A 14049-nucleotide genomic window follows, 5' to 3' on the forward strand; every position below is an offset into this window, starting at 1 on the left:
TACTACCGTCCGTCATCGTCCCCGGATAGGCGGATCCGGGTGTGGAGTCCGCCCGGCTTCGCCCGGTCGGGCGAATTTTCGGCGATGCTGCTGGTCGTCGACAACGGGATGGACCAACAACCGTCCCCCTCGGTGAGCACGGTGGGTGATGGCCTTACCGTTTCCGGGGCCGGTGGAACACCAGCGGCTCGGGACGACCGATGACCGGGCAGGAGGACGGCACGTCGGCGGTACCGCTCTCGCGCGGACCCGCGAGGGGCAGGACGACGACGGGAGGCTCGTGACGATCGCCGGTGCGGTGTGGTCGGTGCAGTCGCGAGGATCGAGACGAAACGGCCGATGACCCTTCTTGCCGAGCGACCCCCGGACGAGGTCGACGAGTCAGAACTCGTCGTCGGCCGTCGTATCCAGGAGTTCTCCCAGCTGGCCGGCCCGATCCGCGAGCCGGATCCCGCCGACGGCCCCTACCGCGTCGCCTACCGCGGCGTGGACGCGGTGCACGGCCGTGGCCGCGTCGCCCGGTCGCTGCTCGTCGCCGGCCTGAACTTCGCCTTCGAGGCCCTCTTCTTCCTCTGGCTCCTGCACCCCTCGCACCGGCCGCCGGTGATCGGGTCCGACTTCGCGATCTACGCCAACTGGGTCGTGATCGGGTCGATCGGGCTGATGGAGCTCCTGCGCCTGATCAACGTGCTGTCGCTGTCGCTGGCCTCGGTCATCGCGCGCGACCCCGTCCCCGTGCCGCCCGAACCGGACCGGCGCATCGCGTTCCTGACGACGATCGTGCCCAGCAAGGAACCGATCGACGTCGTGCGCGGGACGCTGCAGGCCGCGCTGCGCATCCAGTACGACGGCATCCTCGACGTCTGGATCCTCGACGAGGGTGACGACGACGACGTCAAGGCGATGTGCCGCGAGCTCGGCGTCAACCACTTCACCCGCAAGGGCATCGCGCAGTACAACCAGCGCAAGGGCGCCTTCAAGGCGAAGACCAAGCACGGCAACTACAACGCCTGGGTCGCCGAGCACGGCGCCTCCTACGAGGTCTTCCTCTCGGTCGACCCCGACCACGTGCCGCTGCCCAACTACGCCGAGCGCATCCTCGGGTACTTCCGCGACCCCGACGTCGCCTACGTCGTCGGCCCGCAGTGCTACGCGAACGACGAGACGTTCGTGACCCGTGCCGCGGAGTCCCAGCAGTTCCCGTTCCACTCGCTGATCCAGCGCGCGGCCAACCGCTACAACGCGGCGATGCTGGTCGGCACCAACAACGCCATCCGCATCAGCGCCCTGCAGGGCATCGGCGGCCTGTCCGACTCGATCACCGAGGACATGGCCACCGGGCTGAAGTTCCACACGCGCCGCAACCCGGCCTCGAAGCGCCGGTGGAAGTCGGTCTACACGCCCGACGTGCTCGCGGTCGGCGAGGGCCCGTCGTCCTGGGGCGACTTCTTCAGCCAGCAGATGCGCTGGTCGCGCGGCACGTTCGAGGTGCTGCTCAAGGAGATGCTGCTGCGGCTGCCGCGCCTGTCGCCGGGCCGCGCGCTGCACTACATCCTCATCACGACCTTCTACCCGTCGATGGCGATCGGGTGGGTCCTCGGGGCGGTCAACGCCTGCCTCTTCCTGGCCCTGGGCGTCCAGGGCGTGGTCGTGCCGGTCCAGCTCTGGCTGGCGCTCTACGTCGACGCCACGGCGTTCCAGCTGTGGGTCTACCTGCGCAACCGCCGCTACAACGTCAGCCCCTACGAGGCCGAGGGCTCCTCGGGCGTCAAGGGCATGCTGATGTCGATCTTCGCGGCACCGATCTTCGCCGCGTCCCTGATCGCCACGATCCTGCGCCTGCCCGCGAAGTTCGTCGTCACGCCCAAGGGCCTGTCCTCGAGCGCGGACCACATCCTGACGTTCCGGCGCCACCTCCAGTGGGCGGCGCTGCTCGCGGGCGCGATCGTGCTCGCGATCATCCAGGGCTACGCGACCCCGGCGGTGCTCCTGTGGCCCGCCGTCGCGCTCGCGGCCTGCCTCGCGCCACCGATCCTCTGTCTCGTCGAGCGCATCGTCGGCCGCCAGCCCGCCATCGAGTCGGCGCCGGTGCTCGCCGACGGACGGTCCGGGGTCACCACCGAGTCGCTCGAGCGCGCGGCCCTCGACGCCCTGCTCGCGGCGGGCAGCGCGACGCGGCGCTCCCAGCGCCCGGAGACGGCCGAGCCGGCGCCGGCGTACGCGGGGGCCGCCCTCGAGGGCGACCTGCCCGCGGGCTGGGTGCGGACCTCCTCGCTCGCGAACCGCCAGCGCGACGGCGCCGCCCCGTCGCCGGCGCCGCGCCGGCCCGACGAGCGTCCCGACGCCCGGCCCACCCCCGGCCGCCGGCGCGCCGAGGACGGACGTGGCATCGACCCGGCGCCGTCGCCGGTGCCGCGCGACCGGCGCCGCCCGGCCGCGCCCGCCGCGCCGGCCGCCGGCCAGCCGGGCCAGCAGCCCGCGCCCCGGCCGACCCCGCACCCGGGTCCGGCGCCCCAGCCCGGTCAGCAGCAGCCGGGTCAGCAGCAGCCGGGCCAGCAGCCGGCTCAGCCCGGTCAGCCGCAGCCCGGTCAGCCCGGCCAGCAGCGCCCCGCCGGGCGCCCGCCGATGCCGACGCCGGGGGCGGCCCCGCCGCCCGCCCCGCGCCCGACCCCGCCCGGGTCGCGCCCCCGCCCGACGCCCACGCCCCGCCCCGGGCCCAGCCCGTTCGCGGCGCCGGGTCAGCGGCCCGGCGAGCGTCCCGGCGACCGCCCGGCCGAGCGCCCCGCGGCCGCCGAGCAGGGCGGCCGGTACGTGGCGCCCGCGGCCGAGCACCAGGGACCGGCGCGCCCCGGCGCCCCCCGGCCGGACGTGCGCGCGGACGGCCAGCCCGGTCGTCCCACCCCGCCCACGCCCAGCCCCACCCCCCGTCCGGACGAGACGCGGACCCGCGGTCCGCGGCCCGGTCCGCGGCGTGAGCGCCCGCCGATGCTGCTGTCGACCGCGGCCGAGCTCGAGGCGGACGGTGTCCAGCCGGTGATCCCGGTCTCGACTGGGTCTAGCATCAGTAACGAAACAGCAAAGAGACACGACGGACGAGACGGTGGACCCCGCACGTCCGACGCTGTCTCGGTGAACGCCCCGACGGTCGCGGTACGCGTGGTGGCACTGGCCGCGGTGGCCGGGCCCGCCCAGCACTCCGGTGCCGGGATGCCGCCGGACATCGAAGGGCGACGAACGGAGGCGAGTTGATCGGGCAGGGACTGACCAGACGGGTCAAGCGATTCCTGCTCCTCGTCATCGTCCCCGCCGTGATGCTCGGCGTGAACGTGCCGCCCGCGTGGGCGTGGTACTCGGAGCTCCGACACCAGCGGCTGATCAACAGCCAGGAGTACAAGGAGCAGTTCGGCAAGTGGGACGTCCTGGAGCTCCCGGACGACCAGAAGGTCAACGCGATCCACGCGGCGGTCCTGCCGACCGGGCGCATCCTCCTCATCGCCGGTTCCGGCAACAAGGAGGACATGTTCAACGCGGGGACGTTCAAGAGCCTCGTGTACGACCCGGCGACCGGCCGTAGCCGCGTCGTCCCCACCCCGGACGACATGTTCTGCTCCGGGCACACGTTCCTCGCCTCGGGCAACCTGCTCGTCGCCGGCGGCACCCAGCGCTACGAGCGCCTCGACGGCGCGGTCACCAACGCCGGCGGCGGCGTGATCGTCAAGAACGAGGACCCGGACTCGGCGCCGATCCCGTTCCCCGCCGGCACCGAGTTCCGCTCGCCCGAGGGCCTGGTCTACCGCGCCACCCACCCGTTCACCGTGGAGCCGGCGACGAAGGTCGCCACCCGCCGCGGGGCGACGGTGACCGCCAGCGAGACCACGGTGTTCGCCGAGGCCGTCGAGCCCGGCCCCGGCTACGTCTTCGAGGGCCCGCGCCAGTACTCGGTGAGCGGCGTGCCCGCCGCCGACGCGCAGAACGTCTACGCGCTGGGCCAGGCGATGACGCTCAAGAAGCAGAACTACCAGGGCATCGAGCAGACCTACGAGTTCAACCCGAACACCGAGTCCTACGAGCGCGTGGGCGACATGGTGTTCAAGCGCTGGTACCCGACCCTGACCGGGCTCTCCGACGGCGGCGTCATCGCGGTATCGGGCCTCGACGGCACCGGCGAGGTGCTCAACGGGCAGAACGAGATCTACAACCCGGTCACGCGCACGTGGACCGAGCGCAAGGACCTCACCCAGTACTTCCCGACCTACCCCGCGCTCTTCCAGACCGCGCGCGAGGACATGCTGTTCTACTCGGGGGCGAACTCCGGCTACGGGCCCGCCGAGGCCGGCCGCGTCCCCGGGTTCTGGAACCTCAAGAACAACGTCCTCACGCCGATCCCCGGCATGCGCGACCCGGACCTGCTGGAGACGGCGGGCTCGGCGTGGGCGGGCCCGGTGCAGGACCAGCGGATCGCGGTGGTCGGCGGCGGCGGCGTCGGCGAGAGCCCGCGCTCCACGGCACGGATCGACACGATCGACCTCGACACCCCGAACCCCACGTGGCAGCCGGGGCCGATGCTGCCCGAGGGCACCCGCTACCCGAACCTCACGACGCTGCCCGACGACACGATGCTGATCAGCAACGGGTCGCGGGACTACCGCGGCAAGGGCGACACGAACAACCACAACGCCCGCATCTACAAGCCGCAGACCAACACGCTCGACTACGCCGCCGACCCCGCGGTCGGCCGCAACTACCACTCGGCGAGCATGCTGCTGCCCGACGGTCGCGTGATGGTCGTGGGCTCGGACCCGCTGTTCAACGACCTGGCGAACACCATCCCGGGCACCTTCGAGCAGCGCATCGAGATCTACACGCCGCCGTACCTGTTCCGGGGCCCGCAGCCGCAGGTCTCCGACGCGCCGCCCCGCGCGGCGCTCGGCGCCACCATCGACGTGGCCAGCCCCGACGCGGCGCGCATCCAGAGTGCCCGGCTCATGGCACCGATGGCGTCGACGCACGTCACCGACACCCACCAGCGCTCGATCGCGCTGGACATGACGAAGACCGCCGCCGGGGTCTCGGTCACGCTGCCCGACGACCGCACCATCGCCCCGCCCGGGCGCTACATGCTCTTCCTCCTCGACGACCGCGGGGTGCCGTCGGTGGGGCGCTGGATCGAGGTGCCCGAGCCCGGGCGCGCGGCGGCCGCGTGACCTCGGTCGCGTCCGGAGCCGTCCGCCGGGTCCCGGCAGGGGCCGGGACCGGGTGCGGGCCGCCGAGCGGCGGGCTCGCGGCGACGGGCGGTCGCGACCCCCACACGGGCTCCACGGGGTGGCCTGGGAGCCTGACTCCGTACGGACGAGTGCCCAGGACCTCCACGGCACACCACGAGGCCGAACCAGACACGGCTGCACGAGACACCGGAGCAGGACGGGATCGATGAAGCAGGACACGCACCGCGGGGCCGGACGGTTGACGAGGACACGTCTCGCGGCGGGCGCACTGGTCGCGATCGCCGCGCTCGGACTGTCGGCGTGCTCGGGCGGCTCGGACCAGGGCGGCACCGAGGGCGGCCCGCCGGTCCCCCCGGCGGCCTCCGAGTTCTGGGTCGACCCGGCGTCGTCCGCCGCCCGCCAGGTCGAGCAGTGGCGCTCCGAGGGACGCACCGAGGACGCGGCGGCGCTCGAGAAGATCGCGCGCCAGCCCGTCGCGATCTGGCCCACCGGTGAGCTCGGCGGGGTCGAGGGCGAGGTGTCGGGCGTCGTGTCGCAGGCCCGCGCGGCCGGCCGCACGCCGGTCCTCACCGCTTACAACATCCCGAACCGCGACTGCGGGCTCTACTCGAGCGGCGGCGCGGAGGACGAGGGCCAGTACCGCGAGTGGCTCGACTCGTTCGCCCGCGGCATGGGCGGCACCCGCTCGGTCGTGATCCTCGAGCCGGACGCCCTGCCGCAGACGCTCACCAACTGCGAGGGCGAGGGCGAGCAGGAGGGCCGCGAGGAGCTGCTCTCGCAGGCTGTCCAGACCCTGACCCGCGCCGGCGGCGAGGTCTACATCGACGCCGGCAACCCCGGCTTCGTCACCGATACCGGCAAGCTCGTCGACGGGCTGCGCAAGTCCGGTGTCGAGGACGCGGCGGGCTTCGCGCTCAACGTCTCGAACTTCATGAACACCCAGCAGGTGCAGGCCTACGGCGAGCGCGTCTCCAACCAGCTCGGCGGCGCCCGCTTCGTCATCGACACCAGCCGCAACGGCAACGGCAGCTACGACGGGCCCGAGCAGCCGTCGTGGTGCAACCCGCCGGGCCGCGCGCTGGGCACGCCGCCCACCCGCGACACCGGCTCGCAGCGCGTCGCCGCGTACCTGTGGGTCAAGGAGCCGGGCGACTCCGACGGCGACTGCCGCGGCGCCCCGTCGGCCGGCGACTTCTGGCCGCAGTACGCCCTCGACCTCGCCAACAACACGCCGGGTGCCTGACGGCAGGTGAGCACTTTCGACGGCTATAGCCGTCGAAAGTGCTCACCTGCGCGGAGCGCACCTCAATAGGCGTGGACGACGGCGGCCATGTCCTCGCTGCCGTGGCCGTCGGAGGACGCGGCGGCGAGGCGGTCGCGGACCGCGGTCGCCAGCGTCGTGTCGACCCCGGCCTCGCGCAGCGCCGCGGTGATGAGGTCGGTGTCCTTGATGACGCCGTCGAGCTCGAACGAGGGCGTGTAGTCACCGGCGATCATCGCCTTGCCCTTGAGCTGCACGTACGGCGCGTTGACGGCCCCGCCGTCGACCGCGTCGAGGAACTGCTGCGGGTCGAGCCCCAGCCCGCGGGCGAGCGCGATCGACTGGGCGATGCCGTTGACCATCACGCCGATCCAGGCGTTGATGGCGAGCTTGAGCCTGCTGGCGTCGCCGACGGTCTCGCTCACCCACTGCGTGCGCGAGCCGATCGCGTCGAAGGTCGCCTGCACCTGCTCGCGCAGCGACGACGGGCCCGAGGCGAGCACGACGAGCTGCCCGTTCTCGGCGGGCGCCTTCGTGCCGAGCATCGGGGTGTCGAGGAACGCGACGCCGGCGTCGCGCGCGAGGCTCGCCAGCCGGTCGGTGCCCTCGATGCCCACGGTGCTCGCCTGCACCCACACCGCGCCGTCGCGGAACCCCGCGAGCACCGGCTCCATCGTCTGGGCCACCGCGTCGGTGTCGAACAGCATGGTGATCACGACGTCCGCGCCGGCCACGGCGTCGGCGGCCGTCTCGGCCACCCGGGCGCCGTCGTCGGCGAGGGGCTCGGCCTTCTCCGTGCTGCGGTTCCACACCGTCACGTCGTGGCCCTCGCGCAGCAGGCTGCGGGCCATGCCCGCGCCCATGATCCCGGTACCGAGGATTGCGACCGTCATGGCCGCGGCCTACCCCCGCGGCTCGCGGCCCATGCCGAAGAACTCGGCGTTCGGCTTCAGCGCGGTGAGGTGGGCGAGGCGGTTCGACATGGCGAAGAGTGCCGTGATGGCCCCGATGTCCCAGATCTCCTCGTCGGAGAGCCCGGCGTCGCGGGCGCCGTCGAGGTCGTCCTCGGACAGGGACGCCGAGTCCAGCGCGAGGGCGAGCGCGAGGTCGACGATGGCGCGCCGGCGCGGGTCGAGCTCGGCGCCGTAGGGGTTGATGCCGACGTGGTCGGCGATCTCGGGCTCCTTGCTGCGGATGCGCAGGATCGCGCCGTGGGCCACCACGCAGTAGGTGCAGTGGTTGGCGCCGGACGTCGCGACGATGACCAGCTCGCGCTCCGCCTTCGACAGCGGCGACTCCCGCTCCATGAGCGCGTCGTGGTAGTCGAGGAACGCCCGCAGCTCGGCGGGCCGGTGCCCGAGCGCCCGGAAGATGTTGGGCACGAACCCCGAGCGCTCGGCGATCGCGCCGACGCGCTCGCGCAGGTCGTCCGGGAGGTCGTCGAGCTCGACGACGGGGAAGCGGCTCACGGTCACTCGCGGACCGTAATCCACGCGGAGCTCGGAGCGCGGCGCCGCACGTCGATACGTCACGCGACGAAGGAGCGTGAGGTGTCGAACCGGCTTGCCGCGACACCTGGCGCTCAGCCGGGCGGGCGGAAGGTGATGCCGCAGCGCTCCTGGGTGACCTGCTGGATGCGGGTCACGGCGGGCTGGGCCTCGCGCTGCAGGCGCTCGAGCTCGGCGCGGTCGATCCGGGTCGGGTCGCCGCCGGTCTCCGCGAGCGACGAGAGCGCCTGCTCGGTGAGGCTCTGCACGGTGCGCCACTCACCCGCGATCTCGGGCGGGGCGGTGGCGACGAGGTCGGCGACCTGGCGACGGGCCTCGTCCGACGACGGGAGCACGCCGTTGCCGCCGGCGCCGGGCGCGGCCTGCTCGGTCTGGACGCGGGTGATGGCGTCGCAGTAGGGCTTGACGGCCGGGTCGGGGGTGGCGGGCGCGGCCGAGGCGGCCGGTGCGCTCGCTCCCGCCGGGGCCGGTGCCTCCGACGAGCCGCCGCCGCACGCCGCGACGCCCAGGACGAGCCCGAGGCCCGCGGTCGTCGCGGCCAGTGCACGGCCCGCCCGCTCGAGTCCTGCGGTCACCGACGGCCCCTCTCGACGCTCCACTTCGCCGAGCATGCTGGCAGGGCCCACCGGCCCCACCCGGACCGGGTGCTGATCGGACGCCACCGGACTTCCGTGGTGCGGCCCACTCCCGGCCGCCGGGGCGCGCGTGTCACAGTGAGCGGCGTGGAGGTCGCCGACGAACACCGCGCGATGGTGCGCCAGTGGTGCGCGCGCCGCGTGCCCGAGGGTCAGCGCGACCAGGTCCGCATCTCCTACACCGAGCGCGCCGGCCGCATCACCATCTCGGCCCGCCGCTCCCCGGTGTTCCCCGAGCTCGGCAGCGGGTGGACCACCGAGCCGATCGCGCAGCTGCGCCTCGTGCCCGACGAGGAGCGCTGGATCCTGCTCTGGCCGGACTCGAGCGGACGGTGGCACCGCTACCCCGACGAGACCAAGGCGAGCTCCCCCGCCCCGCTGCTCGACATCGTCGACGCGGACCCGACCGGCATCTTCTGGGGATGAACCACGGCCCGATGAGTCGCCCCGGATGACGACCGCCACCGCGGCCGACGTGGCCGCGCGCGTCCGCGACCACGACCGCGACGAGCGCCGCGTCGCCGAGCGCCCCGACCTGCGCGCGGCCGCCGTCGCCGTCGTCGTGCTCGACGACCCCGACCGCGGACCGGGCGTGCTGCTCACCCGGCGGACGTCGCGGCTGCGCGACCACCCCGGGCAGTTCGCCCTCCCGGGCGGGTCGGTCGACCCCGGCGAGGACGTCGTCACGGCCGCGCGACGCGAGCTCGACGAGGAGCTGGGCCTGCGCCTCGGCGACGACGCCGTCCTGGGCCTCCTCGACGACTACCCGACCCGGTCCGGCTTCGTGATCACGCCGGTGGTGATGGCGGCGGCCGGCGCGGTGGCCGACCTCGTGCCCTCGCCCGACGAGGTGGCGGAGCTCTTCCACGTCACCTACGACGAGCTCGACGTCGACCCGCGGTACCTGACGATCGAGGAGTCGCCGCGGCCCGTCGTCCAGATGCCGCTCGTCGGCCACTTCATCCACGCCCCGACGGGCGCGGTGCTGCTGCAGTTCCGCGAGGTCGCGCTCCACGGGCGCTCGACGCGCGTCGACGGGCTCGAGCAACCGGTGTTCGCCTGGCGGTGACGGATCAAACACGCGGCGTGGAGATCGGGCTGCTTGACCGTTAAGGCCACGTGACACAGACCCCGTTGCGGTGCGTGTCTTGCATCCATCGTGGTTATGTGGAGAGCGACCCCGATACGAGGAACGTGAACACACGTGTGCGGAATCGTCGCCGCCTATGGCGTCATCGACCCCGAGAAGTGTGAGCGGATGCTCGCCCGGATCCACCACCGCGGACCGGACGACACGGGACGGGTGCAGCTGGAGAACGCGTGGCTCGGCCACCAGCGCCTGTCGATCATGGATGTCAGCGGTGGCAAGCAGCCCATCGCGGATGACACCGACTCGGCCTACGTGGTCGGCAACGGTGAGATCTACAACCACGAGGACATCCGCGACGTCCTCTCCGAGGTCCGGTTCGCGACGGACTCGGACACCGAGTCGGCCTTCCGGCTCGTGCTGCGCGACGGCTCGGCCGCGCTGTACGAGGTGCGCGGCATGTTCGCGCTCGCGATGGCCCACACCGACGGGCGCGGCGCGGTCGCGCGCGACCCGATCGGCATCAAGCCGCTGTACTGGGCCCGCCTCGACGACGTGACCATCTTCGCCAGCGAGCTGCGCGCCTTCGACCCCGAGGACCAGCCCTTCGTCGAGGCCTTCCCGCCCGGGCACGTGTGGACGCCGGGCATCGCCGGCAGCGACGTCGCCGAGGGCGCCATGGTGCGCTTCGCCGACGCCGTCCCGGTCGAGGTGCGCCCCGCGCGCAACGCCCCGGACAAGCAGTGGACCGAGGAGGACCTCGGCCAGATCCGCGACGTCCTCACCGACTCGATCCGCCGCCACATGATGAGCGACGTGCCGGTCGGCGTGTTCCTCTCCGGCGGGCTCGACTCCGCGATCGTCGCGGCCGTCGCCGCCAAGGTCGCCGAGGAGAAGGGCGAGCGCCTGCCGACCTTCGCCGTCGGCACCGAGGGCTCCGCCGACCTGCTCGCCGCCCGCGCCGTGGCCGACTTCCTCGGCACCGACCACCACGAGATCGTCCCCACCGCGGACGACCTGGAGGAGGCGCTCGACGAGGCCGTCACGGTCATCGAGCACTTCGACCCGGCGCTCGTGCGCTCCGCGGTGCCGAACCTGCTGCTGGCCCGCGAGGCCGTGAAGCACGTCAAGGTCGTGCTCACCGGCGAGGGCGCCGACGAGCTCTTCGCCGGCTACGAGTACATCCACAGCGAGGAGTTCTCGACCCCGGACGCCCTGCAGGCCGAGCTCGTCCGGTCGATCGAGAGCCTGCACGAGCTCAACCTGCAGCGCTGCGACCGCACCACGATGAACTACGGCCTCGAGGCCCGCGTGCCGTTCCTCGACGCCACCGTGATGCGCGAGCTGCTCGCCCTCCCCGCCGAGTGGAAGCTCAAGATCCACGACCGCGTGGAGAAGCAGCTGCTGCGCGAGGCGTTCGACGGGATGGTGCCGTTCGACATCATCTGGCGCGGCAAGGAGCAGTTCGGCGACGGCTCCGGCGCCAAGGACGTGCTCTCCAAGCTCGTCGAGAAGGAGAAGGCCAAGGAGGGCGCCCAGAACGCGGAGCCCCCGACGGTCGAGCACGGCTGGGAGCTGCGCAGCGACGAGGAGGTCGCGTACTACCGGACGTGGCACCGCTCGTTCGCCGGCGTGCGCCCCGACCGCACGCTGGGTGCGTTCGCGGAGGCCTGAGCAGGGTGTCCCCGGGTGGTTGAGTTCCGGACCACCCGGGGTAACCGCTGGACATGAGCGATGTCCCCGGTATCGAGCTGAACAACGGCACGGTCATCCCCCAGCTGGGGTTCGGCGTGTTCCAGATCGACCCGTCGGACACGGCGGAGTCGGTGCAGACGGCCTTCGAGGTCGGCTACCGCCACATCGACACGGCGCAGATGTACGGCAACGAGGCCGAGGTCGGCGAGGCCATCGCCAAGTCGGGCATCGACCGCGGCGAGCTGTGGATCACGACGAAGTGCAACAACGGCAACCACGGCCGGGTCGACGCGCAGAAGGCCCTCGACGAGAGCCTCTCCAAGCTCGGCCTGGACCACGTGGACCTCTACCTCATCCACTGGCCGCTGCCGGGCAAGGACCTCTACGTCGACACGTGGAAGGGCTTCGAGGAGGCCCGGGCCGACGGCAAGGTCCGCACGATCGGCGTCTCGAACTTCCAGCCGCACCACCTCGACCGGCTCCTCGAGGAGACCGAGACGGTGCCGGCGATCAACCAGATCGAGCTCCACCCGCACATGCAGCAGGCCGGCCTGCGCGCCTACCACGAGCGCCACGGCATCAAGACCGAGGCGTGGAGCCCGATCGGCCAGGGCAAGGGCCTGCTCGACGCCCCCGAGCTCGGCGAGATCGCGCAGGCGCACGGGAAGAGCGCCGCGCAGGTGGTGCTGCGCTGGCACGTCCAGATCGGCAACATCATCTTCCCGAAGTCGGTCACGCCCGAGCGTGTCCGCGAGAACTTCGACATCTTCGACTTCGAGCTCACCGACGACGACATGCAGAAGATCGAGGGCATGGAGAAGGCGGAGCGTCTGGGTCCCGACCCCGACACGTTCGCCCGCTAGAGACGTTCTCCCGGCGCACACCACCCCGCGCGCCGGGATGCCCGAACGCGGCCCGGTCATCGGCGGAAGCCCCCGCCCGCCGATGCCCGGGCCGCGCCATGTCCGGGGTGTGTCAGCGTGGCGGCCACGCTGACGTTGAACGTCAGGAAATCCGCCAGCTCGGTGCGACGCGAGGAGGTCCGGTGGGCTTCGCCGACGACATGCGGGTCGCCACGGCGGCGACGTGGGAGGCCGCGGTCGGGCACCGGTTCGTCGACGAGCTCTGGGCCGGCACCGTCGACGACGCCGTGCTCGCCCGCTACCTCGCGCAGGACGCCCTGTTCCTCGACCGCTTCGTCGCCCTGCTCGGCGAGGCCGTCGCGTCCGCCGACCGCACCGCTCCCCGGCTCGCGATCGCCCGCCAGCTCGGGCTGGTCGCGGGGGACGAGAACGACTACTTCGACCGCGCGCTCGCCCGCCTCGGCGCGACGGCTCCAACCGATCCGCTGCCGGCGACCCGGGGCTTCCTCGACCTGATGGACGAGGCGCGGCGGTCGACCTCCTACGGCGACGCGCTGACCGTGCTGCTGGTCGCCGAGTGGCTCTACCTCGACTGGGCCTCCCACCCAGGAGCCGCGCCCGACGACTGGCTGCACCGCGAGTGGATCGACCTGCACCGCGGCCCCGCGTTCACGGCGTGGGTCGACCTGCTGCGCAGCGAGACCGACCGCGTCGCCGGGGACGCCGACCGGACGACCCGGGAGCGCATGACCGAGCTGTTCACCCGTGCCGTCGACCTCGAGCTCGTCTTCTTCGACGCCGCCTACGCCGCCGCCGGGTGACGCTTGCGCAGCCGCCGCAGCTGGGCGTCCAGGTGCGGACGGGCCCGCCGCTGGCCCCCGCGCTCGACGATCGCCGCCGCGAGCGACGCCAGCACCCGCTCGAGGCGTGCCACGTCGGGCGACCACCCGCGTCGCTCGCACTCCTCGAGCCAGTCCACGGCCCCGCGGTTTCCCCGCTCGCCGTTGCAGCGGCGGCACGCGGCGACCTCGTTCTCCAGCCACGACGGCCCGCCCTTGACCTTGGGCACGACGTGGTCGGTGGTGGCCGCGACGGCACCGGTCAGCGGGCGCGCGCACCACAGGCAGGCGTCGCCGTCACGCTCGCGCGCGGCGTCGAGCCGCTCACGGCGCCCCGGCTGTCGCATCGTGTCCAGGATGCCACCGGATGCGGGCGGCGAACCTCGCATGTGCGCGGCGGGTGGGTGCCGTCGGCGGAGTGTCCGCCCGGTGATCCACGCCTAGCGTCAGGCGGGATGACCACCAACGGCACCGCTCCCCGCCCCAGCCAGATGAGCAACCAGATCCTGGGCGAGGCCGCCCGCCGCATGCTCCCCGTCCTCGCCGGCCGCGTGCTGGCCGCCGTCACCGACCGGGCCGTCGAGAAGGTCGACCAGCTCGCCGACCGCCTGCACGAGAGCACCGACACCCAGGCCCGCACCCCGAAGCCCGCCGAGGGGCAGAGCCGCACGGGCGCGGCGTTCGCGTTCCTCCTGGAGCAGGCGCGCCTGTTCCTCGCGTTCGTCGTCCGCCTCGCCTCGCAGGCGCTGGAGATGCTGCGCCGCGCCACCGAGCGGCTCCGTGAGCGCCGCGCGCCGGAGGGCATCGACGAGGCGCCCGACCTCGAGGAGATCCCCGCGCCGGAGGACTTCGACGACGAGGACGACGAGGACGACGAGGACGTCGACGACGAGTTCGAGGACGAGGAGGAGGGTCGCGCCACGGCCCGCGTCTGAG

General features: G+C 73.0%; 13 protein-coding genes. 9 read left to right on the top strand and 4 right to left on the bottom strand.

Going from position 1 to position 14049, the window contains the following annotated elements; all coding sequences use genetic code 11:
• Positions 1–339 precede the first annotated feature (339 nt).
• The 3 genes from EV188_RS32250 (at position 340) to EV188_RS14140 (ending at position 6468) form a co-directional block, all read left to right on the top strand.
• Positions 340–3249, top strand: a complete 2910-nt coding sequence (locus EV188_RS32250) for a glycosyltransferase family 2 protein (protein ID WP_208114180.1) — start codon at positions 340–342, stop codon at positions 3247–3249.
• On the top strand, positions 3246–5204 hold the full coding sequence (gene glxA, locus EV188_RS14135) for a radical copper oxidase GlxA (protein WP_243741684.1): 1959 nt from the start codon (positions 3246–3248) through the stop codon (positions 5202–5204). Before EV188_RS32250 ends, glxA begins: the two co-directional genes overlap by 4 nt.
• Before the next feature lie 226 nt (positions 5205–5430).
• Complete coding sequence (locus EV188_RS14140; RefSeq protein ID WP_133826874.1) at positions 5431–6468, top strand: glycoside hydrolase family 6 protein; 1038 nt, start codon at positions 5431–5433, stop codon at positions 6466–6468.
• Between the two features lie 62 nt (positions 6469–6530).
• On the opposite strand, the gene EV188_RS14145 is transcribed toward EV188_RS14140, so the two are convergent.
• The 3 genes from EV188_RS14145 to EV188_RS14155 all read right to left on the bottom strand — a co-directional run bounded on the left by EV188_RS14145 (position 6531) and on the right by EV188_RS14155 (position 8569).
• Positions 6531–7379, bottom strand: coding sequence for an NAD(P)-dependent oxidoreductase (locus EV188_RS14145; protein WP_133826875.1), 849 nt, complete (start codon positions 7377–7379; stop codon positions 6531–6533).
• A gap of 9 nt (positions 7380–7388) precedes the next feature.
• Positions 7389–7961, bottom strand: coding sequence for a peroxidase-related enzyme (locus EV188_RS14150; RefSeq protein ID WP_133826876.1), 573 nt, complete (start codon positions 7959–7961; stop codon positions 7389–7391).
• Between the two features lie 107 nt (positions 7962–8068).
• Positions 8069–8569 carry a hypothetical protein gene (locus EV188_RS14155; protein ID WP_133826877.1) on the bottom strand — a complete coding sequence of 167 codons (501 nt, stop codon included), beginning with the start codon at positions 8567–8569 and terminating at the stop codon, positions 8069–8071.
• Positions 8570–8716: 147 nt separating this feature from the next.
• On the opposite strand from EV188_RS14155, the gene EV188_RS14160 reads away from it, so the two are divergent.
• From EV188_RS14160 to EV188_RS14180, 5 genes are all read left to right on the top strand, one after another.
• Complete coding sequence (locus EV188_RS14160; protein WP_133826878.1) at positions 8717–9055, top strand: DUF3024 domain-containing protein; 339 nt, start codon at positions 8717–8719, stop codon at positions 9053–9055.
• Positions 9056–9080: 25 nt separating this feature from the next.
• The gene (locus EV188_RS14165) at positions 9081–9698 is read left to right on the top strand and encodes an NUDIX hydrolase (RefSeq protein ID WP_133826879.1); all 618 of its coding nucleotides are present in this window, start codon (positions 9081–9083) and stop codon (positions 9696–9698) included.
• 135 nt (positions 9699–9833) lie between these two features.
• Positions 9834–11390 carry an asparagine synthase (glutamine-hydrolyzing) gene (gene asnB / locus EV188_RS14170; protein ID WP_133826880.1) on the top strand — a complete coding sequence of 519 codons (1557 nt, stop codon included), beginning with the start codon at positions 9834–9836 and terminating at the stop codon, positions 11388–11390.
• A gap of 53 nt (positions 11391–11443) precedes the next feature.
• Positions 11444–12274, top strand: a complete 831-nt coding sequence (locus tag EV188_RS14175; protein ID WP_133826881.1) for an aldo/keto reductase — start codon at positions 11444–11446, stop codon at positions 12272–12274.
• A gap of 182 nt (positions 12275–12456) precedes the next feature.
• Positions 12457–13095 carry a TenA family protein gene (locus EV188_RS14180; RefSeq protein WP_243741685.1) on the top strand — a complete coding sequence of 213 codons (639 nt, stop codon included), beginning with the start codon at positions 12457–12459 and terminating at the stop codon, positions 13093–13095.
• Here EV188_RS14180 and EV188_RS14185 read toward each other — a convergent pair.
• Entirely contained in the window at positions 13077–13460 is a 384-nt protein-coding gene (locus EV188_RS14185) for an HNH endonuclease (RefSeq protein ID WP_133826883.1), read from the bottom strand. The genes EV188_RS14180 and EV188_RS14185 overlap by 19 nt on opposite strands.
• Positions 13461–13568: 108 nt before the next feature.
• On the opposite strand from EV188_RS14185, the gene EV188_RS14190 reads away from it, so the two are divergent.
• Positions 13569–14048, top strand: coding sequence for a hypothetical protein (locus EV188_RS14190; RefSeq protein WP_133826884.1), 480 nt, complete (start codon positions 13569–13571; stop codon positions 14046–14048).
• The last annotated feature ends 1 nt before the right edge of the window (position 14049 follow it).

Source organism: Actinomycetospora succinea, assembly GCF_004363095.1.
Classification (GTDB): Bacteria; Actinomycetota; Actinomycetes; order Mycobacteriales; family Pseudonocardiaceae; genus Actinomycetospora; species Actinomycetospora succinea.